At 67.1% G+C, this 24,534-nt stretch carries 24 protein-coding genes; 14 read left to right on the plus strand and 10 right to left on the minus strand.

Annotated elements, in window-relative coordinates:
- Positions 1-69 precede the first annotated feature (69 nt).
- Positions 70-1,320 carry a citrate synthase family protein gene (locus AB4Y35_RS17335; protein WP_368705206.1) on the plus strand — a complete coding sequence of 417 codons (1,251 nt, stop codon included), beginning with the start codon at positions 70-72 and terminating at the stop codon, positions 1,318-1,320.
- A 14-nt stretch (positions 1,321-1,334) separates the two neighbouring features.
- On the opposite strand, the gene AB4Y35_RS17340 is transcribed toward AB4Y35_RS17335, so the two are convergent.
- Positions 1,335-1,715: a DUF2917 domain-containing protein gene (locus AB4Y35_RS17340; RefSeq protein ID WP_324154733.1), complete on the minus strand. Its 381-nt coding sequence runs from the start codon at positions 1,713-1,715 to the stop codon at positions 1,335-1,337.
- A 225-nt stretch (positions 1,716-1,940) separates the two neighbouring features.
- Between AB4Y35_RS17340 and AB4Y35_RS17345 the strand changes: the two genes are divergently transcribed.
- Positions 1,941-3,398 carry a PLP-dependent aminotransferase family protein gene (locus AB4Y35_RS17345; RefSeq protein ID WP_368705207.1) on the plus strand — a complete coding sequence of 486 codons (1,458 nt, stop codon included), beginning with the start codon at positions 1,941-1,943 and terminating at the stop codon, positions 3,396-3,398.
- A 29-nt stretch (positions 3,399-3,427) separates the two neighbouring features.
- Here the strand turns inward: AB4Y35_RS17345 and AB4Y35_RS17350 are convergent, their stop codons facing one another.
- Complete coding sequence (locus AB4Y35_RS17350) at positions 3,428-3,619, minus strand: hypothetical protein (protein ID WP_368705436.1); 192 nt, start codon at positions 3,617-3,619, stop codon at positions 3,428-3,430.
- Here AB4Y35_RS17350 and mdtD point away from each other — a divergent pair.
- Positions 3,531-4,973 (plus strand): multidrug transporter subunit MdtD, encoded by a 1,443-nt coding sequence (mdtD, locus tag AB4Y35_RS17355; RefSeq protein WP_368705208.1) that lies wholly within the window; start codon positions 3,531-3,533, stop codon positions 4,971-4,973. The genes AB4Y35_RS17350 and mdtD overlap by 89 nt on opposite strands.
- Positions 4,974-5,285: 312 nt before the next feature.
- The gene (locus AB4Y35_RS17360) at positions 5,286-6,557 is read left to right on the plus strand and encodes an EAL domain-containing protein (RefSeq protein WP_368705209.1); all 1,272 of its coding nucleotides are present in this window, start codon (positions 5,286-5,288) and stop codon (positions 6,555-6,557) included.
- A 24-nt stretch (positions 6,558-6,581) separates the two neighbouring features.
- Here AB4Y35_RS17360 and AB4Y35_RS17365 read toward each other — a convergent pair whose 3' ends face one another.
- On the minus strand, positions 6,582-7,694 hold the full coding sequence (locus AB4Y35_RS17365) for a sigma-70 family RNA polymerase sigma factor (RefSeq protein ID WP_368705210.1): 1,113 nt from the start codon (positions 7,692-7,694) through the stop codon (positions 6,582-6,584).
- Between the two features lie 175 nt (positions 7,695-7,869).
- On the opposite strand from AB4Y35_RS17365, the gene clpP reads away from it, so the two are divergent.
- Complete coding sequence (gene clpP, locus AB4Y35_RS17370) at positions 7,870-8,514, plus strand: ATP-dependent Clp endopeptidase proteolytic subunit ClpP (RefSeq protein ID WP_368705211.1); 645 nt, start codon at positions 7,870-7,872, stop codon at positions 8,512-8,514.
- 25 nt (positions 8,515-8,539) lie between these two features.
- Here clpP and AB4Y35_RS17375 read toward each other — a convergent pair whose 3' ends face one another.
- Positions 8,540-9,190 (minus strand): TetR family transcriptional regulator, encoded by a 651-nt coding sequence (locus tag AB4Y35_RS17375; protein WP_368705212.1) that lies wholly within the window; start codon positions 9,188-9,190, stop codon positions 8,540-8,542.
- A 63-nt stretch (positions 9,191-9,253) separates the two neighbouring features.
- Between AB4Y35_RS17375 and AB4Y35_RS17380 the strand changes: the two genes are divergently transcribed.
- Positions 9,254-9,829: an isochorismatase family protein gene (locus AB4Y35_RS17380; protein WP_342921129.1), complete on the plus strand. Its 576-nt coding sequence runs from the start codon at positions 9,254-9,256 to the stop codon at positions 9,827-9,829.
- 107 nt (positions 9,830-9,936) lie between these two features.
- On the opposite strand, the gene sodB is transcribed toward AB4Y35_RS17380, so the two are convergent.
- Together sodB and xseA are read right to left on the minus strand one after the other, a co-directional pair.
- Positions 9,937-10,515 (minus strand): superoxide dismutase [Fe], encoded by a 579-nt coding sequence (gene sodB / locus AB4Y35_RS17385; protein ID WP_028205300.1) that lies wholly within the window; start codon positions 10,513-10,515, stop codon positions 9,937-9,939.
- 399 nt (positions 10,516-10,914) lie between these two features.
- Complete coding sequence (gene xseA / locus AB4Y35_RS17390; protein ID WP_368705213.1) at positions 10,915-12,291, minus strand: exodeoxyribonuclease VII large subunit; 1,377 nt, start codon at positions 12,289-12,291, stop codon at positions 10,915-10,917.
- A gap of 559 nt (positions 12,292-12,850) precedes the next feature.
- Here xseA and lpxK point away from each other — a divergent pair.
- From lpxK to AB4Y35_RS17415, 5 genes are all read left to right on the plus strand, one after another.
- A complete protein-coding gene (lpxK, locus tag AB4Y35_RS17395) occupies positions 12,851-13,930 on the plus strand; it encodes a tetraacyldisaccharide 4'-kinase (protein WP_368705214.1) in 1,080 nt (359 codons plus the stop codon).
- The gene (locus AB4Y35_RS17400) at positions 13,911-14,114 is read left to right on the plus strand and encodes a Trm112 family protein (protein WP_042266182.1); all 204 of its coding nucleotides are present in this window, start codon (positions 13,911-13,913) and stop codon (positions 14,112-14,114) included. Before lpxK ends, AB4Y35_RS17400 begins: the two co-directional genes overlap by 20 nt.
- A 191-nt stretch (positions 14,115-14,305) precedes the next feature.
- Complete coding sequence (gene kdsB / locus AB4Y35_RS17405; protein ID WP_368705215.1) at positions 14,306-15,109, plus strand: 3-deoxy-manno-octulosonate cytidylyltransferase; 804 nt, start codon at positions 14,306-14,308, stop codon at positions 15,107-15,109.
- Between the two features lie 300 nt (positions 15,110-15,409).
- Positions 15,410-16,072 (plus strand): adenylate kinase, encoded by a 663-nt coding sequence (adk, locus tag AB4Y35_RS17410; RefSeq protein ID WP_069262791.1) that lies wholly within the window; start codon positions 15,410-15,412, stop codon positions 16,070-16,072.
- Positions 16,073-16,271: 199 nt separating this feature from the next.
- The gene (locus tag AB4Y35_RS17415; RefSeq protein ID WP_368705216.1) at positions 16,272-17,030 is read left to right on the plus strand and encodes a 3-hydroxyacyl-CoA dehydrogenase; all 759 of its coding nucleotides are present in this window, start codon (positions 16,272-16,274) and stop codon (positions 17,028-17,030) included.
- Positions 17,031-17,105: 75 nt separating this feature from the next.
- Here AB4Y35_RS17415 and AB4Y35_RS17420 read toward each other — a convergent pair whose 3' ends face one another.
- Positions 17,106-17,945: a SirB1 family protein gene (locus AB4Y35_RS17420; protein ID WP_035513442.1), complete on the minus strand. Its 840-nt coding sequence runs from the start codon at positions 17,943-17,945 to the stop codon at positions 17,106-17,108.
- A gap of 5 nt (positions 17,946-17,950) precedes the next feature.
- On the minus strand, positions 17,951-19,501 hold the full coding sequence (murJ, locus tag AB4Y35_RS17425; RefSeq protein WP_368705217.1) for a murein biosynthesis integral membrane protein MurJ: 1,551 nt from the start codon (positions 19,499-19,501) through the stop codon (positions 17,951-17,953).
- A gap of 421 nt (positions 19,502-19,922) precedes the next feature.
- Between murJ and rpsT the strand changes: the two genes are divergently transcribed.
- Positions 19,923-20,195: a 30S ribosomal protein S20 gene (gene rpsT / locus AB4Y35_RS17430; RefSeq protein ID WP_069262794.1), complete on the plus strand. Its 273-nt coding sequence runs from the start codon at positions 19,923-19,925 to the stop codon at positions 20,193-20,195.
- Between the two features lie 140 nt (positions 20,196-20,335).
- On the opposite strand, the gene AB4Y35_RS17435 is transcribed toward rpsT, so the two are convergent.
- A complete protein-coding gene (locus tag AB4Y35_RS17435) occupies positions 20,336-20,683 on the minus strand; it encodes a DUF3579 domain-containing protein (RefSeq protein ID WP_324159890.1) in 348 nt (115 codons plus the stop codon).
- Between the two features lie 636 nt (positions 20,684-21,319).
- Here AB4Y35_RS17435 and argF point away from each other — a divergent pair.
- Positions 21,320-22,249 (plus strand): ornithine carbamoyltransferase, encoded by a 930-nt coding sequence (argF, locus tag AB4Y35_RS17440; protein WP_368687640.1) that lies wholly within the window; start codon positions 21,320-21,322, stop codon positions 22,247-22,249.
- A 78-nt stretch (positions 22,250-22,327) separates the two neighbouring features.
- Here argF and AB4Y35_RS17445 read toward each other — a convergent pair whose 3' ends face one another.
- Positions 22,328-23,143, minus strand: a complete 816-nt coding sequence (locus AB4Y35_RS17445) for an IclR family transcriptional regulator (protein ID WP_368705218.1) — start codon at positions 23,141-23,143, stop codon at positions 22,328-22,330.
- Positions 23,144-23,255: 112 nt separating this feature from the next.
- Here AB4Y35_RS17445 and AB4Y35_RS17450 point away from each other — a divergent pair, with 112 nt between their 5' ends.
- A complete protein-coding gene (locus AB4Y35_RS17450; RefSeq protein ID WP_201695368.1) occupies positions 23,256-24,446 on the plus strand; it encodes an acyl-CoA dehydrogenase in 1,191 nt (396 codons plus the stop codon).
- Positions 24,447-24,534 lie beyond the last annotated feature (88 nt).

The raw sequence follows: 24,534 nt of genomic DNA on the forward strand, positions 1-24,534 counted from the left end.
ATCCCGGATCAATCTTGATTATCATGATCAACATAGATTGATTTCTCCGGTTCCGGGAGGCGAGCCACCATGTCCAGCTATATGACCGCGGAGCAAGCCGCCGCCGAACTCGGCATCAGCCGGGCCACGCTCTACGCCTATGTGAGCCGCGGACTCATCGCCTCGGCGCCCTCGCCCCATGGCCGCCACAACCGCTACGACGCCGCCGAGGTGCGCCGCCTCGCGCGCCGCAAGGCCGACGGCAAGCGCGCGGGCAAGGTCGCACAGAAGGTGCTCGACTGGGGCGTGCCCGTGCTCGAATCGTCGATCACGCTGATCGCCGACGGCAAGCTCTTTTATCGCGGCGAGGACGCCCTCGCGCTCGCGCGTCAGGCCTCGCTCGAGGAGGTCGCGGCGCTGCTGTGGCAATGCGCGCCGCGCCGCGTGCTGCAGGCGCCCGAGGCGCCCATCGCGGCCGCGCAATGGTCGGCATGGCTGAAGATCTGGAGTGGGCACACGCCGCTCGAACGCGCGCTCGTGCTGTTGCCGGCCGCCGCCGCGCAAATGCCGCGCATCTGGGCGCAGGGCCGCGACGCGCAAATCGACACCGGTGCGATGCTCATGCGCCTGCTCGCGGCGGCGCTCGTTTCCGCCGCGCCGTCTAACGAGCCGCTGCACCGCCAGCTAGGCGAGGCGTGGGGCGTGCGCTCGCGCGCGCAAACCGACCTGCTGCGCGCCGCGCTCGTGCTGTGCGCCGACCACGAGCTGAACGCCTCGACGTTCACGGTACGCTGCATCACCTCCACGGGTACGCATCTGTTCGGCGCGGCGACGGGCGGCCTGGCCGCCCTGGCCGGGCCGCGCCACGGCGGCGAGACCACGCGCGTCGCCGCGCTCTTCGACGAAGCCGCGCGCGCCGACGATCTGCATCGCTATCTCGCCGACCGTCTCGCGCCAGACGAACTCGGCGCGGCCGTGCCGCTGTCCGGCTTCGGCCACCCGCTCTATCCCGCTGGCGACCCGCGCGCGCGCCTGTTGCTGGACCTGCTCGCACAGCGCGCGCCGGCGCGCTCGCCGATGGACGAAGTCGACGCGCTCGCCCAGGCCGTGGCCGAGACGAGCGGCGCGCGCCCGACGCTCGACTACGCGCTCGCGGCCATCGAGCGGGTGCTGGGGCTGCCGCGCGGCGCGGCATTTACGCTGTTCGCCGCGGGCCGCGTGACGGGCTGGATCGCGCATGCGCTCGAACAGACCGCCGATGGCCGGCTGATCCGTCCGCGCGCAAGATACGTAGGGGAAATGGCGGGCGAAACGAGGCATGCCGTGCCGCACATCGCGTAACACGCGCCGCTAGCTCAACCCGCCGCCCGCACACCCCACTGGCCGCGCTGCACCCAGCCGCGCAACGCCTCGCCGATGCGCGCCGCGACACCGCTCGCACCCGCCGCGCGCACGCGCTCCACGTCGACCGGCGCCACCGTCCACGCTGGCGCAGCGGCACTTGCGCCGCCCAGCGCCAGCACGAAACGCGCCCCTTCATGGCCCGCGCTCACGTGCACGCGCACGCCCGCGGCGAGCCCGATCGACTCGCCGGCGCGCAGCCAGTAGTCGCCGGCGTCGCCCGCGATCGTGAGCCAGAGTTCGCCTTCGCTCACATGCAATTGCATTGCCTGCGCGAGCCGCCAGGTTTCGACGGGCTCGCCATGTTCCAGTTCGAAGATTCGGATTTCGCGCATTGCCGTGCTCCTTGCAGACTGGCCGCCGAGCACCTTCGGACGGCCACCGGAAGGCTCGCTGACAAGGACTTGAAGCGCCTTCCCGGTAGGAGCATTATTGCGATCAGTGACGTACGATCCCATGTACAGTTCCGAACAGTTCATCTGGAACTGTGCAGCCAAAAAACCGAACAGTCACTGCCGTTTCAAACCGCAGCCTCAAGCGCCCTACCCAGCGAGACCCAGATGAAACTCGAACTCGACCGCGCGAGCGATGTGCCGCTCACCGAACAGATCGTCAGCGGCGTGCAGACGTGGATCCGCTCGCGCGCCGCGCACCCGGGCTCCCGTCTGCCGTCCATTCGCCAGTTCGCCACCGACTATGCCATCAGCCGCTTTCCCGTGATCGAGGCCTACGACCGGCTCGTCTCGCTCGGCTATCTCGACTCGCGCCACGGCTCCGGCTTCTACGTGAGCGAGCACGCGCGCGCGGGACTCTCCGGCATGGGCACCTGCGACCTCTCGAACGCCGCCGACGAATCGGGTCACCTGCTCAGCCAGCTCGAACGCGCGGGCGAGCTGCTGCAGCTCGACAGCGGCTCGATCCCGCAGGCGTGGCGCGACATCGACGCGCTCGGTCAGGCGATCCGCCATGTGTCGCGCAGCGACCCGGCGAGCCTCGTCGACTACGGCACGCCAACGGGCGACGCCACGCTGCGCGAGCATCTGTGCAACCGGCTCGCGCCGCTTGGCATCGTCGCCGGGACGCAGCAGATCCTCATCACCGAAGGCGCGAGCGAAGGCCTCGACCTGCTCATGCGCTACATGCTCAAGCCCGGCGACACGGTATTCGTCGAAGATCCCGGCTACTACAACCTGTACGGTCTGCTCAAGCTGCACGGCGTGCGCCTCGTGGGCATCCGCCGCACGGCAAGCGGGCCCGATCTCGACCATTTGCACGCGATGCTCGCCGAGCACCATCCGCGCGCGTTCTTCGTCAACACCGTGTTCCACAACCCGACCGGCTCGACGATCTCGCCGCCTGTCGCGTTCCGCCTGCTGCAGCTCGCGCGCGAGCACCGCTTCACCATCGTCGAGGACGACATCTACGCCGATTTCCAGGCCGACCCCACCGACCGGCTCGCGGCGCTCGACCAGTTCGAGCACGTCGTCTATGTAGGCGGGCTTTCGAAGACGCTCTCCTCGGCGCTGCGCGTGGGCTACGTGGTGGCCAACCCGGCGATCGTGCGCGATCTCGCGTCCATCAAGGCGCTCACCAGCATCAGCGGCTCGCGCTTCTCGCAGGCCGTGGCCGCCACGCTGCTCGAGCGCGGCGCGTACCGCAAATACCTCGAACGGCTGCGCCGGCGCATCGCCGAGGCGCAAGGGTCGGCCACGCGCACACTCGAAGCGCATGGGTGGGAGCTGTTCGGCAGCGCGGCGTCGGCGGCGTCGGCCACCGCGGCGAGCGCGGCGCGCGGCTATGCGCAAACGGGCGGCAAGTTCGTCTGGGCGCGCGTGCCGCACGTGGAGGATTCCACCCGCCTCGCCGTCTGCGGCGAGCCGCTCGGCGTGGCGGTCTCGCCGGGCAGCCACTTCCGCCCGCAAGGCGAGCCGAGCCCGTGGATTCGCATCAACGTGGCGCTCACGCTCGACCCGCGCGCCCAGGCCTTCTTCGCAGCGGCCGCGCGCCTCGACGGATAAACGCGCGAGGCGCGGCTCGCCCCCGGCGCTCACGCCGCCTGCGCCACATTTGCGGCAGCGGGCCCGGCCGTCTGCGTGGGCACGCCGTTTTCCCTACAATGGCGCTTGCCTGCGCGCCCCCTCTCCTCGCCCATGTCCGAATCCACCGCTGCGTCCAGCACCGCTGTGTCGCCCCGCTCGCTGTCCGTGATGCTGTGGCTCGTCGCCACCGGCTTCTTCATGCAGACCCTCGATTCGACCATCGTCAACACGGCGTTGCCGGCGATGGCGAGGAGTCTCGGCGAACTACCGTTGCGCATGCAATCAGTCGTGATCGCGTATTCGCTCACGATGGCGGTGATGATCCCCGTCTCGGGCTGGCTCGCGGACAAGCTCGGCACACGGCGCGTGTTCCTCGGCGCGATCTTCGTGTTCACGGTCGGCTCGCTCCTGTGCGCGAGCGCGCATACGCTGAACCAGTTGGTGGCCTCGCGCGTCGCGCAGGGCGTGGGCGGCGCGATGCTGCTGCCGGTCGGCCGGCTTGCCGTGCTGCGCACGTTTCCCGCCGAACGCTATCTGCCCGCGCTCTCGTTCGTGGCGATTCCGGGGCTGATCGGCCCGCTCATCGGCCCGACGCTCGGCGGCTGGCTCGTGCAGATCGCCTCGTGGCACTGGATCTTTCTGATCAACGTGCCGGTGGGCGTGGTGGGCTGCGTCGCCACCTTCATCTTCATGCCCGACAGCCGCAACCCCGATACGCCGCGCTTCGACCTGCCGGGCTACCTGCTGCTGGTGATCGGCATGCTCGCGATTTCGTTCGCGCTCGACGGGCGCAGCGAGTTCGGCATCCAGCACGCCACCGTGCTCGTGCTCTTCATCCTTTCGCTCGCCGCGTTCGTGGCCTACGGTCTGCACGCGGTGCGCACGCCACAGCCGATCTTCTCGCTCGATCTCTTCAAGATCCACACCTTCAGCGTGGGCCTGCTCGGCAACCTGTTCGCGCGCATCGGCAGCGGCGCGATGCCGTATCTGATTCCGCTGCTGCTCCAGGTGGCGCTCGGCTACACGGCCTTCCAGGCCGGCCTCATGATGCTGCCCACCGCGGCCGCGGGCATGTTCTCGAAGCGCCTCGTGACGTATCTCATCTTGCGCTACGGCTACCGCAGCGTACTGGTCTCGAACACGGTGCTCGTGGGCCTCATGATGGCGAGCTTCGCGCTTTCCACGCCCCACGAGCCGCTGTGGATGCGCATCGCGCAACTGGCGATCTTCGGCGCCGTGAACTCGATGCAGTTCACGGCGATGAACACGCTCACGCTCAAGGACCTCGGCACCGGCGGCGCGAGCAGCGGCAACAGCCTCTTCTCGCTCGTGCAAATGCTCTCGATGAGCCTTGGCGTGACCGTCGCGGGCGCGCTGCTCACCACCTTCACGGGCATCATGGGCCACAAGACGGGCGAGAATGTGATTCCGGCGTTCCACGCGACCTTCATTTGCGTGGGCATCATCACGGCGGGTTCGTCGTGGATCTTCGCGCAGCTCGCGTCGGACCTGCGCCGCACCGCGAAGAAGACCGATCCGTCCGAGCGGACCTGATTAGCCGGGGCCGCGGTCGTTGCGATCGTTGCGGTCGTTGCGGTCGTTGCGGTCGTTGCGGTCGTTGCGGTCGCATCTTCGCCGAGGGCGCGCGCACCGCAAAGGTGCGGCGCGCCTCGTGGCCGTGCGTCGCCTGGGTTCGCGCCGAATTTGCGCACCAACCCGCACACCATCCCGAAATGCCGCGTGCGCCATTGCACGGGCCTATGGCCACGAGACCAGGCGCTCGCATACTTTTTGCTGCCCTATCCTGTAAACTTGACGCTCACGCGTCCCGCCCGTCACGTCCGTCCCGAGCGCCATCGAAACGAAATGACCAGCATGATCGACCTCGATCCCCCCGGCTTCCAGTCTCGCCCCATCGCCGGCGAAGAAGGCGCCCGCCGCACCGTGCTGTACGGCGGCTACACCGTCTTCAGCGTGTTCCAGCCCGTGTTTTCGGTCGCGCACCGGCGCGCGATCGGCTATCACGCGTCGCTGCGCGCGCACGACGAGCAGGGCCAGCAGGCGCCCTCACAGGAGGTGTTCACGCAGGCGGCGCGCCGCGGCGACCTGCTCGAGCTGGGGCGCCTCGCGGAATCGCTGCATCTGGGCAATTTCAACGCGTTCGATTCGCATGACGAATGGCTCTTTCTGAGCCTGCACCCGGCCGCGCTCATGGACACGAGCTACGGCGACGCCCTGCTCGCCGGCCTCAAGGCGCTCGGCCTGCAGCCGCAGCGGGTGGTACTGGAAGTGTCGGAGCAGGCGGGCGGCGAGAATTCGCGCTTCGCGGAAATCATCGACGGATTGCGCAAGGCGGGCTTCGTGATCGCGCTGGATGGCTTCGGCGCGAAGCATTCGAACATCGACCGCGTCTGGCAGCTGCGGCCCGACATCGTTACGCTCGACCGCAGCCTGCTCGCCCAGGCGAGCCGCCACGCGCATATCGAGCGCGTGCTGCCGGGGCTCGTCTCGATGCTGCACGAGTCGGGTCAGCTCGTACTCGTGGGCGGACTTTCCACCGAGCGCGACGCGCTGATCGCGCTGGAGAGCAACGCCGACTTCGTGCAGGGCGCGTATTTCGCGCGGCCCGACGTCGAGCCGGTGCCGCCGGCCAAGGCCGCGCAGCTCATGGACGATCTTTCGGCGCGCCTGCGCGAGCGCGTGGCCGCGCGCGAGCGTTCGCAGTCGGCGCGTCTCGCGCCGTACGTGAGCGCCATCGAAGCGGCGGCGAAGCAGCTTGCCGAAGGCGCGAACATGAGCGACGCCACGCTGCCGCTGCTCGGCCTCGACGACACGGCGCGCTGCTTCCTGCTCGACGCGTCGGGGCGCCAGATCGGCGACAACGTGCTGCCCGACGGCCGCACGTCGCAGCGCGCCAAGCGTTTCCGGCCGCTGCTGCATTCCGAGGGCGCAAGCTGGGAACGACGGCCTTACTTCATCGGTGCCATGAAGGCGCCGGGCCGCGTGCAGTTCACGCCGCCCTATCTGTCGATCAACGAGGCGCACCTGTGCGTCACGGCCTCGGTCGCCGTGCAAACGGAGCACGGCGTGCAGGTGCTGTGCGTCGATATCAACTGGGACGCCGCCTTGCGCGGCTAGCGTCCGCTCAGGCCGAGACCAGGCTCAAGCGAGAACGAGCGGCTGCGCGTGTAGCGTCGCGTAGCCGTGCGTGGTGGACGCGCGAGCGCTGACGGTAAGCGTAGACACGCACGCCGCGCCGTCGCTCGAGGCGAGCCGGGCCAGCATCTTGCGCACCGCCTCGCCGCCGAATGCCCGGTTGGCTGCCTGAAGCCGGTTGGCCGGCCCCGCGCTCCCCTCTTCCAGCGCCGCGACACAAACCACCGGCTCGGGCAGCCCGTCGCGGTCGTCGCGCACATGCAGCCAGGCGGCGAGCGCGCCGTCCTGAGCGACGAGCGCCACGCCCGGCTCGCCGTCCAGCGCCAGCGCTTCGGCGCGCAGAACGCGCGCGGCGGGCGCTTCCTGTGGGGCCTGACCGTGAGCCGCTTCGGCCACGCTTGCCGCGACCAGCGCGCTTGCCGTCACCCCCAGCAAATCCATCAATCCCACGCGATCCTGTGCGTGCAGCACGTCGCGCAAACGCTCGACCGTGCGCGCGTGCTGCACCTTGTCGGCGGGCGCCGCCTGCGGCGCGGCCTCGCGGGCGAGTCGAACGCGTGCACGCCGCACGATCTGCCGGCAATGCTCATTCGTGCAGCCAGTCAGCGCGCCGATCTGCGCGTAGTCGCAGTCGAAGGCCTCGCGCAGCACGAACACCGCCTGCTCGAGGGGCCCCAGCCTTTCGAGCAGGAGCAGCAGCGCGTCCGAGAAGCGCCGCGTACGCAAGCCCGCCTCTTCCGCAGAGGGCGCCGCGTCGTCGAGCCACGCGGCCTCGTGTTCGCCCGCATGCTCGCGACGCAGGCGCCGCAGCCGGTCGATCGCGAGGCGCACGGTGACCGTGGCGAGCCACGCCTGCGGCGCGCGCAGGGCTGGTGCGTCGGCGTCGCGCCAGCGGAACCACGCGTCCTGCACGACGTCCTCGGCCTCCGCGCGGCTGCCCAGCACGCGTGCGGCCAGCGCAATGAGCCGCCCACGCGCCTCGCCGAAGGCGGCGGCGCGGCGCGCGTCGGTCCACGCTGCTGCGCCAGGCCCGGCTTCGTCGCTCACTGGGGTCGCAGCCTCATTGCGCCCAGCGCCCTCCAGACTCGTTCCTTCGATTGTGTCGATCGCCTGCGTCATTCGCTTCGCTCCTTCGCCATGCGTGCTCGCTCCCGCCCGTTTCCCTCATGACGTCCGGCACGCGGCCGGCGTGACAGCCCCACGCAAAAATATTTTCGTCACGCGCGAGGCACGCCGGGCGTCATGGCAGCAGCGGCGCAGTCGCGCCGTCAACGGAAAAACCACGAGGCCAGTCATGCCATCCCTTGCACTGAATCATGCAGCATTGCCGCCGAGCGCGCTCAATCTCGTCCCGACCGTGATCGAAACCTCGGGGCGCGGCGAGCGCGCCTACGACATCTACTCGCGCCTCCTGCGCGAGCGCATCGTGTTCCTCGTCGGGCCGGTGACCGAACAAAGCGCGAGCCTCGTGGTCGCGCAACTGCTCTTCCTGGAAGCGGAAAACGCGGACAAGGACATCAGCTTCTATATCAACTCGCCGGGCGGTTCGGTCTACGACGGACTCGCCATTTTCGACACGATGCGATTCATCAAGCCCGATGTCTCGACGCTGTGCACGGGTTTCGCCGCCAGCATGGGATCGTTTTTGCTCGCCGCGGGTGCCAAGGGAAAACGCTTCGCACTACCGAACGCACGCATCATGATCCATCAACCTTCGGGGGGCGGCCAGGGCACCGCCGCCGATGTCGAGCTGCAGGCACGCGAGATCCTGTACCTGCGCGAGCGCCTGAACGCGATGCTCGCCGCGCGCACCGGACGCGGCATCGAGCAGATCGCGCACGACAGCGACCGCGACAACTTCATGTCGGCCCACGCCGCCGCCGAGTACGGCTTGATCGACCGCGTGATCGAGTCGCGCGACGACCCGTTACTGCGCTAGGGCGCGGTGTCCGCGGCTCGCGGGCTCACGCGAGCCGCACGGCGAGCCACGCCGCCAGCACGCCCTTGTACTCGGCGACCAGCAGCTTGCGCTCTTTCGGTTTCGCCGCGGCGTATAGTGGGTTGAGGCTCTTGATGACCTGCAGCATGACTTCGGCCACGCGATAGGCCTCATCGGACGCAAGCGCCGGCTGATAACGCAGGAAGAGCGCCGTGAACCGCTGGCGCAGCAGATTGCGCACGGCCGCATCGCGCTTGAAGCCGAGCGGCACGGAAAGCAGGGGCAAATAGGCGGGATAGTCGTGCATCAGATCGACCATCAGGTCGAACAGACGCTCGACGAGCTGCGCGAGCGGCAGCTTGCCTGCATCGTCGTGCGCGGCGATGAGCGCGCTCCAGCGCGCGTCCATCTCGTCGCCGTAGCGCTTGCGCAGGGCGAGAGCGAGTGCCTCCTTGTTCGGAAAGTACTGGTACGCCGCGCCCACCGAAACGCCCGCCTGCTGCGCGATCTGCGTCATCGTCGCCGCTTCGAAGCCGCGCTCGGCGAAGGCCTCGCCCGCGGCCTCGAGCAGCGCCTCGACCGTGCGCGCCGCGCGTTCCTGGCGCGGCACGCGCCGGGCGTTTTCGCGTGCCGCTTCCTTTTGCGCCTCCTTGCGCGCGAGCGGGTCTGCCGCCATATCTGAAGCCTCCTTCACATTCGTGTATGATTATGTGAAGCCATCCTCACATATAGGTGAACCATGACGCAAGCACTTTCACTGAACGCGCGCACCACGGCGCTCGTGATGATCGACCTTCAGCACGGCATCGTAGGCCGCCAGATCGCGCCCTATAGCGGCGCGCAGGTCGTGGCCAACGCCAAACCGCTCGCCGACGCGCTGCGCGCCAAGGGCGGCACCGTCGTCTGGGTGCACGTGCTCCTGAACGAACTGCTCGCGCTGCCCGCCGACGCGCCCGGCCGCACGCCCGACACCCCGCCCGCACCGGCCGAAGCCTCCGAACTCGTGCCCGGGATCGGCGCACAACCCGAGGACGTGATCGTCGCGAAGCGCCAATGGGGCGCGTTCTACGGCACCAACCTCGAGCAGCAGCTGCGCCGCCGCGGCATCGATACCATCGTCATCGGCGGCATCGCCACGAACTTCGGCGTCGAATCCACCGCGCGCGCGGCGTTCGATCTCGGCTTCAAGCTCGTGTTCGTCGAAGACGCCACCTCGGGCCTGAACGAAGAGATGCATCACTTCTCGTTCGAGAAGCTGTTCCGCCACATGGGCCACGTGCGTTCGACGCAGGAAACCATCGCCGCGTTTGTGTAAATCCGTTTGTGTAAAACGCTTCGCGCAAAACAAAAAAGCCCTCGATTCGCATCGAGGGCTTTTTGCATGTGCCGCAGCCAGTGCGGCGCATTCAGCAGGGCTTCGTATTACGCGAAGTTTTGTGCTGCGAAGTTCCAGTTCACGATGTTCCAGAACGCTTCGACGAACTTCGGACGCGCGTTGCGGTAGTCGATGTAGTAAGCATGTTCCCACACGTCGATCGTGAGGAGCGCACGGGCATCGGTCGTGAGCGGCGTGGCGGCGTTGCTGGTCGACACGATGTCGAGCGAGCCGTCTGCCTTCTTCACGAGCCACGTCCAGCCCGAACCGAAGTTGCCCACGGCAGCCTTCGTGAAGGCTTCCTTGAACGCGTCGTAGGAGCCCCACTTCGCGTTGATCGCGTCGCCGAGCGCGCCCGACGGTGCGCCGCCGCCTTGCGGCGAGAGGCTGTTCCAGAAGAACGTGTGATTCCAGATCTGCGCCGAGTTGTTGAACACGCCACCCGACGACTTCTTGACGATCTCTTCGAGCGAGAGCTTTTCGAACTCGGTGCCCGGAATCAGGTTGTTCAGATTCGTGACGTAAGCCTGGTGGTGCTTGCCGTAGTGGAACTCGAGCGTCTCTTCCGACATGTGCGGAGCGAGGGCGTTCTTCGCGAACGGCAGCGGCGGGAGCGTAAATGACATGATGCGGTTCCTTCGTCGTGTTATGGGGAGTTCTGCGTGAAGTTCTACAAATTCGCCGGCATGGAGCACTCGATTGTAGGCGAGTTGGAATAACCCCGCAAACGAGCGGCCTTTATGCCGGATATCGTTTGCGCGGGGCTTTTCCGCATCAACCGCGATGCGGTTTTTCGCCGATCCAGCGACGCTCGAACAACGCTTTCCATGCCCGCTTCGCACGCAGGCCAGACGGCTGCAATCGCGTTGCAATCTCCGCGCAACCGGCGTGCAAACTTCCTGCAACGAGACTGCAACAATCGCTCGCCGCCACGATTTTTCGTCGAGGTGCAGCGATCGGGCGATGACGCCGGTGCCTCGTCGAGCAGCAAGCAACGGGCCCGGCAGGCAGGCTGCGAGCCGAGGTCAGAAACCGTCGGCGAGGCGCGGCTGGACATCGGCGAGCGCGACGTCGGCGCTGCCCTGCGCGAGATGCACGGTAAGCCGCTTGCCGGGCTTGAGCGTCGCGGGCGAGCGCACGGCCGCGCCGCTTTGCGCATCGAGCAGCGCCGCGTAGCCGCGCTCGAACGTGCGCTGCGGGCTCAGCACTTCGAGCCGCGCCGTGAGCTCCGAAACGCGCGCCGCTTCGCGCTCGCGCTGGCGCGCGAAGGCGCCGTCCAGACGCCGGCCGAGCGACTCCAGCCGGGCGCGCCGCGCGGCGGCGTCGGGCCGCGCGCGCTGCCAGCGCATCTGCATGACGTTCAGGCGCGCACGCGCCTCGGCGCTGGCACGCGAACCCGCCGAGGCGAGCCGTATCGTCAACTGGCGCAAGTGGGTGCGCTGCTGCTCAAGCCGTTCGACGGGCGAAACGAGCCGGCGCGCCAGCCAGTCGAGCTGCTGCGCGCGGCGCTCGAGCAGACGGCCGAAATCGCGGGCCAGCGCGGCATGGCGCTGGTCGAGGTCGCGCAGCAGCAGCGTGCGCTGCGGACTGACGAGTTCGGCCGCGCCAGTGGGCGTCGGCGCGCGCACGTCGGCGGCGAAATCGGCGATCGTGAAATCGGTTTCGTGCCCCACGCCGCTCACCACCGGAATGGCGCTGGCCGCGATCGCACGGGCAAGCGCCTCGTCGTTGAACGACCACAGGTCCTCGATCGAGCCGCCGCCGCGGCACAGCACGAGCACGTCCACCTCGTTGCGCGCATTCGCGGTCGCCAGCATCGCCGTGAGCTTTTCTGCCGAGCCCGCGCCCTGCACCGGCGCGGGATAGACGATCACCGGCACGTGCGGCGCGCGGCGGCACAGCGTGGTGAGCACGTCGCGCAGCGCGGCGGCCTGCATCGACGTAATCACGCCGATCGCGCGCGGATGCGAGGGCAGCGGGCGTTTGCGCTCCGGGTCGAAGAGCCCTTCGGCCTCGAGTTGCGCCTTCAGCCGCAGGAAGGCTTCGTAGAGGCGGCCCTGGCCGGTGCGCCGCACGGCCTCGACGTTCAGCTGAAGTTCGCCGCGCGGCTCGTACATCGTGACGAGCGCGCGCACTTCGATGCGGTCGCCTTCACGCGGCGTGAATTCGGCGTACTGCGCGCGGCCGCGGAACATCACGCAGCGAATCTGCGCCTGGGCGTCCTTGATCGAGAAGTACCAGTGGCCACTCGCGGCGCGCGTAAAGTTGGAAACTTCGCCGGAAATCCATGCCAGCGGGAACGTGCGCTCGAGCATCGAGGCGATCGCCCGGTTGAGCGCCGAGACCGGCACGACGACGTCGCCCGAAGGCGCGGAGGAAGCGGAAAAACGGTCGGATAGCATGCGTAAGGGTGTGGAGAAACCTTGGCCGGACAGACGATAGACCGTTCGGGGGGCGGTAGTCCAGCATGAATGAGACCCGGCCAGCAAGCCCCGCGAAGTGTCCACATCGGCGCTGTCATGCGGCATGATGGCCGCGGCTGGCCCGCAAACGCAGAAAAAACGGCTCATACCGTTGATTTTTATACGTTTTTTATCGATATCACATCCTTACAGGCCGATGGAGAGGCCGACGAATGGGCCTTTGCGCCTTCCCGGGACCTACTTCTCCACAAAGTTATCCACAGGCGGCGAATTTTCGGGCGTTTCGCGCGGCTTGCAGGCAACCGACAATTGCGTACGGCCCGGCAACTTGCCGCGTAACGCCTACCCGCGCTAGAGTGCCGGGTTCACGAGCGCCTGTGCCGCGTCACGCGAAGCGCCGGTTGCTCGCCTGCGCAGGTCATTCGTCTGCCGTCTTGTTTGTCGCTCAGCTCACCTGGAACCGGAGAACCGACCCGATGCCCGCCCTGCCTGTCTGCTTCCCGCATGCCGCGTGCGGCGCTTCGCGCGCAACTTGCCGATGAGCGGCCCCGTCTCCAGTCTCAAGGAACGCCTCGAAGCGCAGTTTGCGCACGCCTGGCAACGCCGCGGCGCGCTCGCCTGGGCACTCACCCCGCTCGCCGCCGTGTTCGCCGCCGTGAGCGGTGCGCGCCGCGCCGCCTTTGCGGCGGGCTGGCTCAAGCGCGTGCGCGTGGGCGTGCCCGTGGTGGTGGTCGGCAACGTGACCGTAGGCGGCACGGGCAAGACGCCCACCGTGATCGCGCTCGTCGAGGCGCTGCGCGCCGCCGGCTTCTCGCCGGGCGTGGTCTCGCGCGGGTACGGCGCGAAAATCGCCCGCCCCACGCCCGTCACGGCGGATACGCCCGCGCGCCTGTGCGGCGACGAACCCCTGCTGATCGCCCGCCGCACGGGCGTGCCCGTCTGGGTCTCGCCCGACCGCGTGGCGGCGGCCACGTCGCTGTGCGGCGCCCACAGCGACGTCGACGTGATCGTGAGCGACGACGGCCTGCAGCACTATCGCCTCGTGCGCGACGTCGAGGTCGTGGTGTTCGACCATCGCCTGGGCGGCAATGGCTTTCTGCTGCCGGCGGGCCCGCTGCGCGAGCCGCTCTCGCGCCGGCGCGACGCCACGCTGGTGAACAATCCATTCGAGCGTACGCTGCCGGCCTGGCCTAATACCTTCGCGCTCAAGCTCGAACCCGGCGACGCCTGGCATCTCGCCAATCCGGCGCTGCGCCGTCCGCTCGCGCAGTTTGCCGCGGGCGCGGCCGCACCGTGGCAAGGCGCAGGCACACAGGGATCGCAGGGTGCGCTGCGCATCGTGGCGGCGGCCGGCATCGGTTCGCCGGAGCGCTTTTTCGCGACGCTGCGCGCGGCCGGCCTCGCGCCGCAAACCCTGCCGCTGCCCGACCACTACGCCTACGCCAGCAACCCGTTCGCCGACGTCACCGCCGACGCGATCCTGGTCACCGAAAAGGATGCAGTAAAATTGGGGGCCTGGAACGATGCGCGCATCTGGGTCGTCCCCGTTGAAGCCGCGCTCGATCATCGCCTCATTACCCTGGTTGTGGAGAAACTTCGTGGACGCTCGTCTGCTTGAAATCCTGGTCTGCCCGATCTGCAAGGGCCCGCTCAGCTATGACCGCGCCGCGCAGGAGCTGATCTGCAACGCCGACAAGCTCGCCTACCCGATCCGCGACGGCATTCCGGTCATGCTCGTCGACGAAGCGCGTCAAACCGTGGAAGGCACGCCGGTCGATCCGCACGGGCCGAGCGCCGCGTAAGGCGTGCGGGCGGCGCCTCGCGCGCCGCCGGGTGGCCGCGATCGCGCTCACTTGCGCCGCCTACGCCGCTCATCTCGTCTTACCGGCCCGAAACCGGATCACGCGCGCCGCCCCCGGCGCGCTGTCGTCTCCCAAGGCGGTTTCCCGAACCGGTTTCCCAAACCCCTTTCCTGTCCTAGCTCCAACTGGCCATGACCGCTCCCGTGCAACCCTTCATCGCCGTCGTCCCGGCGCGTCTCGCGTCCACGCGGCTGCCGAACAAACCGCTCGCCGACATCGGCGGCAAGCCCATGGTGGTGCGCGTGGCCGAGCGCGCACGCGATTCGGGCGCGCAGCAGGTGCTGATCGCCTCGGACGCCCAGAGCGTGCTCGACGCCGCGCGCGACCACGGTTTCGAGGCCGTGCTCACGCGCGCCGACCACCCGTCGGGCACCGACCGCTTAGCCGAGGTCGCCGAGCACTACGGCTGGAGCGACGAGACGATCGTGGTCAACGTGCAGGGCGACGAGCCGCTGATCGACCCGGCACTCGTGTGCGACGTTGCGTCGCACCTCGCCGCGCACCCCGAATGCGCGATCGCCACCGCCGCGCATCCGATCACGGCGCCCGACGAAATCTTCAGCCCGAACGTCGTGAAGGTCGTGCTCGACGCCCGCGGCGTTGCGCTCTACTTCTCGCGCGCGCCGATTCCCTGGGCCCGCGACGCCTGGCAGCCGCACTGGTCGCCGGCGCGCCTCGATCTCGGCGCAATGCCCGCCCCGCCGGCTCCCGCGACCGTTTATCGCCACATCGGCCTGTACGCGTACCGCGCGAAATTCCTGCGCAGCTACCCCTCGCTCGCGCATTCGCCGATCGAGCAGGTCGAGGCGCTGGAACAGCTTCGCGCGATGTGGCACGGCGAGCGCATCGCCGTGCTCGTGACGACCGAGGCACCCGCGCCGGGCGTCGACACCCCCGCCGACCTCGCCCGTGTGCAGGCGTTATACCGGCCTTAATTCCGTCCGTGGGGCAAAAATCCCATGGCATAATCAATTGTTTGCGCGAGCCGTCTAAAGCCTTTGTGCGTCGGGGTTTCCCCGCTTTTCGGCACCGTCTTGCAGCGCCGCCCCGTGTCCAGTGCAGGTCATGAACACCGGGCGAAAGCCGCGCGGGACGTGCCGTCGCCCCCGCCAGCACTGCCTCGACGGCCGTGAGCGAACGGGCGAGGAGACGCACGACGCTGACGATGCCGCCCCACCGCGCGTGCGGGGCAGCCGCCGCGCCGCAAGAATTCACACAGATCGGAGATTGTTCACATGCGTTTGATCCTGTTGGGCGCCCCGGGCGCGGGCAAGGGAACCCAGGCAACCTTCATCAAGGAAAAGTTCGGCATTCCGCAAATCTCGACGGGCGACATGCTGCGCGCGGCCGTCAAGGCCGGTACGCCGCTTGGCCTCGAAGCGAAGCGATTCATGGACGCCGGCGAGCTCGTGACCGACGAGCTCATCATCAATCTCGTGAAGGAGCGCCTTCAGGAGCCCGACTGCCAGAACGGCTACCTGTTCGACGGCTTCCCGCGCACGCTGCCGCAAGCCGAAGCGATGAAGCAGGCGGGCGTCGCGATCGACTACGTGCTCGAGATCGACGTGCCGTTCGACGAAATCATCACGCGCATGAGCGGCCGCCGCATGCACCCGGCTTCGGGCCGCACGTATCACGTCAAGTTCAATCCGCCGAAGGTGGACATGACGGACGACGTGACGGGCGAACCGCTCGTCCAGCGCGACGACGACAAGGAAGAAACGGTGCGCAAGCGTCTGGACGTGTACGTCGCCCAGACCAAGCCGCTCATCGCCTACTACAGCGACTGGGCGAAGCGCGGTGAGGAAAACGGCCTGCAGGCGCCGCAGTATCGCGCGATCTCGGGCCTCGGCAGCGTCGACGAAATTCGCGAGCGCGCGTTCGAAGCGCTCAAGTAAGCGGGTCAAAGTCCACGGGTCGAAGTCCGACCCGAAGCCGGTTTCGGCACACTTGCTGGTTTGCCTGCGGGCCGGCTGGCGCCGCACTCCCGAGGTGGTTCGGGACGCGACGCCAGCCGGCCCGTTTTGTTTTTGGTGAGTCTCGCGCGCATTGCCTCTCTACGCGGGACAGCATGGCCACAACGACAGGAGACGAAAGATGCAGATCCGCGGCAACGTATTTCTCATCACCGGCGGCGCGTCGGGGCTCGGCGCAGCCAGCGCGCGTCTGATCGCGGCCGAAGGCGGCCAGGTCGTCATCGCCGACCTCAACGAGGACGCCGGCAACGCGCTCGCGAAAGAACTGGGCGGCGCGTTCGTCAAGTGCAACGTGGCGGACGAGGACGACGGCGCGCGTGCCGTGGCCGCGGCGACCGCGCTCGGCACGCTGCGCGGCCTCGTGAACTGCGCGGGCATCGCGCCCGCCGTGAAGACCGTGGGCAAGGACGGCCCGCATCCGCTCGAGACGTTCTCGAAGACCATTTCGGTCAATCTGATCGGCACCTTCAACATGATCCGCCTCGCGGCGGCCGCCATCGCCCAGACCGCACCCGGCGACGGCGGCGAGCGCGGCGTGATCGTCAACACGGCTTCAGTGGCCGCTTACGACGGCCAGATCGGCCAGGCGGCCTACGCCGCGTCGAAGGGCGGCGTCGTCGCGATGACGCTGCCGATCGCGCGCGACCTGTCGCGCAGCGGCATCCGCGTGATGACGATCGCGCCCGGCATCTTCGAAACGCCGATGCTGCTCGGCATGCCCAAGGAGGTGCAGGACGCGCTCGGCGCGATGGTCCCGTTCCCGCCGCGCCTCGGCAAGCCGGATGAATATGCGATGCTCGTCAAGCAGATCGTCGAGAATCCGATGCTCAACGGCGAGGTGATCCGCCTGGACGGCGCGATCCGCATGCAGCCGAAGTAACGGCGCGCCCTCCCCCGCGCAAAAAAAGCCCGCGACGAAAATCGCGGGCTTTTTTCTGCGGCCTGGCCGCGGGCTTCAGTCGTTATCGAGCGTGCGCTGGCGCAACTCATGCAACTGCGACTCGACGACGGTTGCGTCTTCCGCGTCGGGGCGCTCGTCGAGATAGTGTTCGAGGTCCTCGAGCGCCGGTCGCAGATAGTCGAGCCGCGCATAAGCGAAGCCGCGGTCGCGCACTTCTTCGATGTTCTCCGGCAGCAGGATCACGAGCCGCTGCTGGATGGCCAGCAGGCGCTGCCAGCGCTCGGTCTGCAGATAAACCGACTTCAGGTTGCGCAACATGCGCGCGACGATCTCGCGGCGGGTGGCCGGCTCGAGCAGCATGCGCAGCGCGCGCGCCACGGAATCGCCGGCGTTGGCCACGAACGGTTCGAGCATCTCCACCATGTCGGATTCGGTGAGCGTGCGGCCGGTGGTGGGATCGAGCATCTCGTCGCCTTCGGGCAACGCCACGCGCAGCAGAAAATGCCCCGGAAACGACACGCCTTTCACGGGCAGGCCGAGCTGGGTCGCCATTTCCAGATACAGCACCGCGAGCGAAATGGGGATGCCGCGCCGGCGCTTGAGCACGGCGTTCAGGTGGCTGTTTTCGGGGTCGAGAAAGTCGTTGAGATTGGCGGCGAAGCCCATCTCGCGAAAGAAGCAGCGGTTGAGCACGGCCACCTGCTGGCGCACGTCCGCCCCTTCGGGCATGCGGCGGCGCACACGCAGCGCGAGTTCGTCGATCTCGGCGAGCGTGCCTTGCAGATCGAGATCGGGATAGGCGTCCTGCGCGATCGCGAGTGCCGCCTCGGTCAGCGGCAGGCTCTCGTCGTCGGCAACGAGCGCGCTGAAATAATCCAGAACCCGCGTAGTCATCGTGGTCACTTCGCCCGCCTCTTGAAGTACGCGTATTTGAAGCCCATCAACCAAAGCATACCGAAATATAGCGCCGCGAACAGGACGAGGCACGCACCGAGCAAGGCGATGCGCTCGAGCGGCGCATGACGCAGTGCGATCCAGTCGTAGCTGATGGCGCACCAGTGCATCGCCCCGGCCAGCACGAGACATGCCCCGAGCAACTGCACGAAGAACGTCGTCCAGCCGGAGGACGGCATATAGATGCCACGGCGGCGCAGCCCGATGAACAGCAGCAGCGCGTTCATGCAGGCGCCGAGCCCGACCGAGAGCGTCAAGCCCGCGTGCGAGAAGATCGGCACGAAGATGTAGTTGCTGATCTGCGTGGCGATCAGCACGCCCACACCGATCTTGACCGGCGTCTTGATGTCCTGGCGCGCGTAGAAGCCGGGCGCGAGGATCTTGATGAGAATGAGGCCGACGAGCCCCACGCCGTACGCCGCCAGCGCGCGGCCCGTCATGATGACGGACGTGGCGTCGAACTTGCCATAGTGAAAGAGCGTGGCCGTGAGCGGCTCGGCGAAGAAAAAGAGCGCGACGGCCGAAGGCGCGGCCAGCAGGAACGTCACGCGCAGGCCCCAGTCGAGCAACGCCGAATACTCGTGCGGATCGGCATCGACGTGCGCCTTCGAGAGGCTCGGCAGCAGGATCGTGCCGAGCGCCACGCCGAGCAGCGCGGTCGGGAACTCCATCAGGCGGTCGGCGTAGTTGATCCACGACACCGCGCCGGGCCCGAGACGCGAGGCGATATTGGTGTTGATGATGAGGCTGATCTGCGCGACCGAGACGGCGAACATGGCGGGCACCATCTTCGCGAGCACCCGCTTCACGCCTTTGTGCGCGAGCGCCTTGAGCGGGTTCAGGCCGATGCGCGGCATCATGTCGATGCGCTTCAAGCCCGGCAACTGCACGATGAACTGCAGCACGCCGCCCACGATCACGGCCCACGCGAGCGCGTAGACCGGCTGCTTCATGTGCGGCGCGAAGGCCACGGCCGCGGTAATGAACGAGACGTTGAGCAGCACCGGCGCGAACGCGGGCAGCGAGAACTGCTTGTACGTGTTGAGCACGCCGGACGCGAGCGACGTCAGCGAGATGAACACGATATAGGGGAACATGATGCGCGTCATCGTGACGGCGAGCGGGAACGCTTGCCCGTCGCTCTTCAAGCCCGAAGCGACCACGATCACGACGAACGTCGCGCCGAAAATGCCGAGCAGCGAGAGGATCGCGAGGACCCAGGCGAGCACGGTCGAGGTGGCGTCGACAAGTGCGCGCGTGGCGTCGTGGCCCTTCTGGTTCTTGAACTCCGCGAGAATCGGCACGAACGCCTGCGAAAAGGCGCCTTCCGCCGAGATGCGGCGCAGCAGGTTGGGAATACGAAACGCGACGTAGAAAGCGTCGGTGTACTGGCTCGCACCGAAGGCGCGCGCGATCAGCGTTTCTCGGGCCAGACCGGTCACGCGCGACAGCAGCGTGAAGCCGCTGACTGTCAGCAGGGCTCGGAATAGATTCATGGGGCGGTCATTATACGGGCGTCGTCCGCTCCATCGCGGATGCGCAGCGCAAAGGTCGGCGCACAACCCCGCGCGACGCCGCGGGCGAGCGGGTGCAAAGACAAAGCGCGCTGATTGTGACCGTGCTGCGCGAAAGGCGTTCACGTCCCGCAGCGTCTGGCTTCGCTATCGCGTCGCGATTGCCACTCTCATGATTCTGTTGCTATAATTGCAGATTCGAGTTCTCCCGGAGGGCTCGAAACGCGTCTTGGAAAGGGGGCAGGAAAGAGGTAGAAACCCGCTCTGGCACAAAAGGCGCGGCTGGTTGAGCAAAACTCGGCCGGCAAATACCGTTTTGAACGTCTCGGGCAACGCTGCCGGTCGTTCAAATCCAGGCAAAGAGCGTCGGTCGCACCACGCTCCGCAATCACAAGGAATCGCAATGGCAAACTCCGCACAAGCACGCAAGCGCGCCCGTCAGGCCGCGAAGGCAAACTCGCACAACTCGGCACTGCGCTCGAAGTTCCGCACCGCCATCAAGGCTGTTCGCAAGGCAATCGACGCCGGCGACCAGGCTAAGGCTGCTGAAGTTCTGAAGGCATCGGGCAAGACGCTCGACATCATCGCCGACAAGAAGATCGTTCACAAGAACAAGGCCGCTCGCCATAAGAGCCGCCTGGCTGCTGCCGTCAAGGCGATGCAAGCCGCGCAGTAAAGAGCTTCGGATTGCCGGCCACGGCTGGCAGCCCCCTCTTTGAGCTGCACCGCAAAAAACCCGCTTCGGCGGGTTTTTTGTTTCTGCCGGGCGCAAAAAAACCCGCCGAGGCGGGTCCGTCCGTGGCCGTCGCCGCGCCGTCAGCGCACGTTGGCTTGCTGCGTGGCGTGGTCGTGAGGCAGTTCGCACGCCTCGGTCACGACGAGGTCGTTGTCCTTCGCGAAGTTCATCACGAAATTGAAGGCCATCGGCTCGACGTCCTTCAGGCGCGAGTCCAGCACGACGACCTTGAGGTCGCCGATCATCGTCGGGCGAACATAGAGCGAGTAGCGCAGATAGGCGTTCGGGCCGCGAGCATTGGCCGACGCTTTCGGACCAAAGCTCGACATCACCCCGGCGAGGCGCTCCGACCAGTCACTCGGACGAAACTTCTTCCCCGCGCTGGTGATGCCTTGAATGAAGTATTCGGTTGGAGCTTCGTCGGCCATGCAGGAGTACCTGTGTGTGTAGCTGCTGGGTGCGTTTGCAGCGTGTAACGGCGGCACGAGCGCTGCGCCCGCGCGGGTACCGCGGAACGCCGGCCGCGGGGATCGCCCGCTGCCACACGCATGGACAGTCCGATGGATAGGGAACGGCTGCCGCGCACCCCGCCTGGCGTGAAGTCTCGAAAATCGCCGCCGACGCGTGTCACAAGCAGGTCTCGCAACGGGATCGACAGGACGATTTCGCGGCGCACTGCCAGTCGGCGCACAGGCCGCTCCCGCGGGCTTGCCTGCCGTCGCCGCGAGGTGTCGCCACCTTGGCCGATGGTGTTGCCACCACACGTTCAGGGCCCGTTTGTCGTGCCTAAGAAATCTCTGGGATTATAGCGCACTGACCGTTTTGACGCAGTGCACACAAGGCACTTGAAAGGCTGGATCCGGGCCTGAGCGACGCCCGCGAAACAGTCGCGAAAGCCGTCACGAAAGCGCCGCCCATCGTGCGCCAGGGCACCCTGCCTAAATTTTGGGCAACTCGTCAAAATGCGCAAAATCCTTTATGCTGCTTTGACTTACCACCAACCGCAGCGGCGTCGCCGGCCCAATCCTGCAGTTCGAGGCCGGATCGGGCGCCGTTTTTGTTTCATGACCTCCCGGACCATACGCCATTACCTGCAGTTCAAGGATTTCTCCCTTGACGAATATGAATATGTGCTGGAGCGCGCGCGCATCCTGAAGCGCAAGTTCAAGAACTACGAGACCTATCACCCGCTGCACGACCGCACGCTGGCGATGATCTTCGAGAAGAGCTCCACGCGCACGCGCCTCTCGTTCGAAGCGGGTATCTTCCAGCTGGGCGGCCACGCGGTGTTCATGAACACCCGCGACACGCAACTCGGCCGCGGCGAGCCGATCGAAGATTCGGCGCAGGTCATCTCGCGCATGGTCGACATCATCATGATCCGCACGTTCGGCCAGGACATCCTGCAGCGCTTCGCCGAAAGCTCGCGCGTGCCGGTCATCAACGGTCTCACGAACGAGTACCACCCCTGCCAGGTGCTGGCCGACATCTTCACGTACTACGAGCAGCGCGGCCCGATCCGCGGCAAGACCGTGGCGTGGGTCGGCGACGCCAACAACATGCTCTACACGTGGATCGAAGCGGCGCAGATCCTCGGCTTCAAGCTGCGCATCTCCACGCCACCAGGTTATCCGCTCGATCCGGCGCTGGTCGCGCCGGAAAGCAAGCCGTTCTACGAAGTGTTCGAGGACCCGCACGACGCCTGCGACGGCGCCGACCTCGTGACGACCGACGTCTGGACCAGCATGGGCTTCGAGGCCGAAAACGAAGCGCGCAAGCAGGCCTTCGCCGACTGGTGCGTGGACGCGCCGATGATGGCCCGCGCCAACGCCGATGCGCTGTTCATGCACTGCCTGCCCGCGCACCGCGGCGAGGAAGTGAGCGCCGAGGTGATCGACGGTCCGCAGAGCGTGGTCTGGGACGAGGCGGAAAACCGCCTGCACGTGCAGAAGGCGTTGATGGAGTTCCTGCTGCTCGGGCGCCTGAACCACTGAGCCCGGCGTGCGCCAACATGAAAAAAGCCGACCCTCGGGTCGGCTTTTTTGTGTCCGCTGCGGCCCGCGGTGCGCGCGTCAGACCGTTTCGCCGAGACGACGCGCCAGCGACTTCAAAAGCGGCGCCACGCGCTCGCGAAACACGTCAGGCCCCATCGACGAAGCCGGCCCGCTGCAACTGAGCACGAGCCAGCGACGCTCGCGCGGCTCGCGAAACGGCACCGCCACGGCGTTGACGTCTTCGTGCCAGTCGCGAAACGAATAGCAGCACCCTTCCTTGCCGAACACCTCGATCTCGCGTTTCGCGGCCGCAACCAATGCCGGCCCTTCGGCGCCCGCTGTCTTCTCCAGTTCCGCGAACAACGCCATGCGCACATCGATGGGCTGCACGGCCAGATAGGCGCGGCCCATCGAGCTCGTGAGCATCGAGAGCCGCGAGCCCGAGGCGAGGCCGAGCGTGAGCGCCGTCTCGCTGCGGATCGTCTCCAGATAGATCACGTCGAGGCCGTCGCGGCACCCCAGCGACACCGCGGCGCCCACCTCGCGCGCGAATACGCGCATATGCGGGCGGGCGAGTTCGAGCGTGTCCGTGCCCGAGAGCAGCGCGAAGCCGAGTGACAGCACCCCGGCGTCGAGCGCATATTTGCCTAGCGATTCGTCAAAGCGCAGATAGCCGAGCACGGTCAGCGTGTACGCGAGCCGGTTCACGGTCGCCTTGGGCAGGCCCGTGCGCTCCACGAAGTCGCGGTTGCCGAGCAGCGTCTCGCCGGGACGGAACGCCCGCAGCAGGTCGAGCCCGCGGGCGAGCGCCACGACGAACTTGCGCTCGTCGATCGGCCCCTCGGCCAGCGAAGCAGAAAAAGAGGAAGTCGTCGTCATTCCGGATGCAGACATGGGCGCCCTGGTGCTACACTAAAGTCAATTTGCAAAACATTGTTCCGCATAGCGGAACTCACGTCAAGCGCAAATTTGCCCATTTCAAGGATTTGAGGAAAGGAGAGACACCATGGCCGCACACGCCCAGTTCCATTGGGAAGACCCGCTTCTGCTCGACCAGCAGCTCACCGAAGAGGAGCGCATGGTGCGCGACGCCGCCGCCGCGTATGCCCAGGACAAGCTCGCGCCGCGCGTGCTGGAAGCGTTCCGCCACGAGAAGACGGACGCCTCGATCTTCCGCGAGATGGGCGAAGTCGGCCTGCTCGGCCCGACGATTCCCGAGCAATACGGCGGCCCCGGCCTCAATTACGTCGCCTATGGCCTGATCGCGCGCGAAGTGGAGCGCGTCGACTCGGGCTATCGCTCGATGATGTCGGTGCAGTCGTCGCTCGTGATGGTGCCGATCTTCGAATTCGGCTCGGAAGCGCAAAAGCAGAAGTACCTGCCCAAGCTCGCGAGCGGCGAGTGGATCGGCTGCTTCGGTCTCACGGAGCCGAACCACGGCTCGGACCCGGGCAGCATGGTCACGCGTGCGAAGAAGGTGAACGGCGGCTACTCGCTCTCGGGCGCGAAGATGTGGATCACGAACTCGCCGATCGCCGATGTGTTCGTCGTCTGGGCGAAGCTCGAGGAAGACGGCAAGGACGACATCCGCGGCTTCATCCTGGAGAAAGGCTGGAAGGGTCTGTCGGCGCCGGCCATCCATGGCAAGGTGGGTCTGCGCGCCTCGATCACCGGCGAAATCGTGCTCGACGAAGTCTTCGTGCCGGAAGAAAACCTCATGCCGGGCGTGAAGGGCCTGCGCGGTCCGTTCACCTGCCTGAACTCGGCGCGCTACGGCATTGCCTGGGGCGCGCTCGGCGCCGCTGAATCGTGCTGGCACACCGCGCGCCAGTACGTGCTCGACCGCAAGCAGTTCGGCCGCCCGCTTGCCGCGAACCAGCTGATCCAGAAGAAGCTCGCCGACATGCAAACGGAAATCACGCTCGGCCTGCAGGGTTGCCTGCGTCTTGGCCGCATGAAGGACGAAGGCACGGCGGCCGTCGAGATCACGTCGATCATGAAGCGCAACTCGTGCGGCAAGTCGCTCGACATCGCGCGTCTCGCCCGCGACATGCTGGGCGGCAACGGTATCTCCGACGAGTTCGGCGTGGCCCGCCACCTCGTGAACCTCGAAGTCGTGAACACGTACGAGGGCACGCACGACATCCACGCGCTGATCCTCGGCCGCGCACAAACGGGCATTCAGGCGTTCTTCTGATCGCCGCCCTGCCCGGCATCGCCGGCGCATAAAAAAACGCCGCACGATTCGTTTCGTGCGGCGTTTTTGTTTTGGCGCCCCTCCCGCG

Origin of the sequence: Paraburkholderia sp. EG286A (assembly GCF_040965375.1) — a bacterium.
Taxonomy (GTDB): Bacteria; Pseudomonadota; Gammaproteobacteria; order Burkholderiales; family Burkholderiaceae; genus Paraburkholderia.